This window comes from Treponema sp. UBA753, from assembly GCF_002297325.1.
Classification (GTDB): domain Bacteria; phylum Spirochaetota; class Spirochaetia; order Treponematales; family Treponemataceae; genus Treponema_D.
The window spans coordinates 1-2,298 of sequence record NZ_DBKJ01000071.1; the positions used below are offsets into that span (position 1 = coordinate 1).

The following is a 2,298-nucleotide window of genomic DNA, read 5'->3' on the forward strand; positions in this document are numbered from 1 at the left end:
TTCTGAGTTCTGAGTTCTGACAAGATTGTGTTTCTCCCTTTTCTATTTGTCAAGCAGTAGTTACTGTTTTATTGTAGAATATTTCTGCCATGCTGTCAAAATCTTTCTTATTGACAAGTAAAGATTTACACATTTTATGAGCGTTAAAAGCTAAAGCTATCACATTTTATGTTTTAGTTTTAATACAAGAACCCAAACAGCCACAATGGAATTTTAGAACCGCTGCCAGCTTCAATTCCGTCCGCTGCGACAAAGGCATTTTTCAGACTCTTTATTTGCTCTCCTGTTTTGCTTTTTCCGCCACATTCAATTGTATATTTGCCGTTTACAAAGAAATCACTTGTATCTGAAAATTCTACTGTCTGATTATAAGAAAGCTGGTTAATCAAAAAAGTTTCCCTCGCATTTCCTTTATCCACATTTTCTCCCTGATATAAATACATCAAGTTTGTATTTTCAAGAAAAATTTTATCAGGTTTTTGAAGCGAACTTACCCCTTTTAAATCCTTAAATAAAGAATCAATCAATTTTGCATCCGTAAGACTTTTTAAGTATGAAAGCAGTGTGGCCCGGTTCAACTCCATAGCACCGGAGAGCTTTGACACATTCAGCATAAATGGCGAACTTTCAGCAATTATCGCCAGAAGCTTCTTAATCTTGGGAACATAGGCTATTTCTATTTTTCTCAAAAGCGGAAGCTCCACATCCAAAATCATATTTACGGTTTCCTCTAGCTTCATGTAGTAAGAATCCAATCCTTCCATGAAAAAAGGATAATATCCGGTCTTTAGATATTCATCAAAATATTCAAACGGTTTTACTTTTCCGCAAATATCAAAAGCATGTCTTGAATGATTCTGCAAAATTTCTTCTAAAGACAATTCCTGAAAGTCATTTCCTGTTTTTATATTTAAAAACTCCCTGAAGGAAAGTCCCTGCATATTGTACATCGCAGGACGGCGGCTTAAATCCGCACGCGCATCAAGAATTTGAAGAAGAGATGAGCCCATAAAAACAACCTGCAGCTCAGGATAATCATCATAAATATTTTTTATGTACACAGGCCAGTCTTCATATCTATGGACTTCATCTAAATAAAGAATTTTTCCGCCGTTTTTTGAGAAAGAATCAGCAAGATCAAGCAATGAGTTTTTTGCAAACCAGATATTATCAAGGCTTACAAAGAGAGCTTTTCCTGAAGATACTAAATCCATATAGTTATTTTTTAGATGCTGAAGAAGCAGTGTTGTCTTTCCGCAGCCTCTGGCGCCTTTAATTCCAATCAGCCGGGAATTCCAGTTAATTTTATTATCAATTGACCGCACAAAAGATTCTTTTGTATTCCTGATTCTTTTTGCTGATACTTCACTCAGGGTTGTATAATCTATCATATATCAATATTATACATCATAAAATTAAATTGTATAGTCCAATAAACAAAAATTAGTAAAAATTGTATATCAAAGTAAACAATTTCAAAATTGTCAGCCGTGTAGACAGTTTTTGCCTTGTCGTTCACCGTTGTTTCTCTTAAAAACTCAATCTCCCCCAATCAGCCAATCCAATGCGTTCATTCTGGCTATTCCGTTGTAGTCGCCCGGCGGGTCATCGTCCAGCGTCAGAATCAGCTTTATAAATTCTTCCGCGACGCTGTCTATCACCTCGCAGTGCAGAACATCTGAATGAGTATATATTCTTTTTACAACATTCTTTCCCAATGCGTTTACGATATATGCCCTTTTTTGCTTTTGTCTGCGCCCGATAAATTCAATCAGGCTGCAAGTGTAAAACAGCGCGTTGTCATTCTTCATCGGTAACCTCGTATGAATCTATGAATTTTAAGCATTCTAAAGATTTTGCGGTGTTGAAACTTATTTGATGCGTAGGATATTTAGCCCAAACTTCGAGTTTTNNACTCATGGAATTATTTTAACATGATTGGCAATATATTTAAAGCAAAGGCTGTGTTCTTGTACTCCTGCCCTTTTGCGCTACAGAACTCTTGCAGCATAAACGGCGGTTTTTCGCTCAAGGGATTTTTTTAGGGTTGAACGTCCGTGCATAAAGTCGTTTTCAATCTGGCTCAGTTTGGACTTCATACGGCTGCGCGTGGTTTTTAGCACTCCGATTTTTTCTGAGGAAATGTTCCAGCCTAGCCACTTCGCCCGCTGCCGCGGCTCCGCTTGCAAGGCCTGCGCCTTCTTTCTGCACCCATATAGGGTTACTGCGCGGATTCGCACTTCCGCGCAGGCGGAAGCTGTAAAATAATTTCCTTGCAGAACTAGCCAACGCTAGTTG

2 protein-coding genes are annotated in these 2,298 nt (G+C 38.0%); both read right to left on the bottom strand.

Going from position 1 to position 2,298, the window contains the following annotated elements; genetic code table 11:
* Window positions 1-179: 179 nt before the first annotated feature.
* The gene (locus B4C08_RS06105) at window positions 180-1,391 is read right to left on the bottom strand and encodes an ATP-binding protein (RefSeq protein ID WP_296663998.1); all 1,212 of its coding nucleotides are present in this window, start codon (window positions 1,389-1,391) and stop codon (window positions 180-182) included.
* Window positions 1,392-1,538: 147 nt separating this feature from the next.
* Complete coding sequence (locus B4C08_RS06110; protein WP_296664000.1) at window positions 1,539-1,811, bottom strand: hypothetical protein; 273 nt, start codon at window positions 1,809-1,811, stop codon at window positions 1,539-1,541.
* Between the last annotated feature and the right edge of the window lie 487 nt (window positions 1,812-2,298).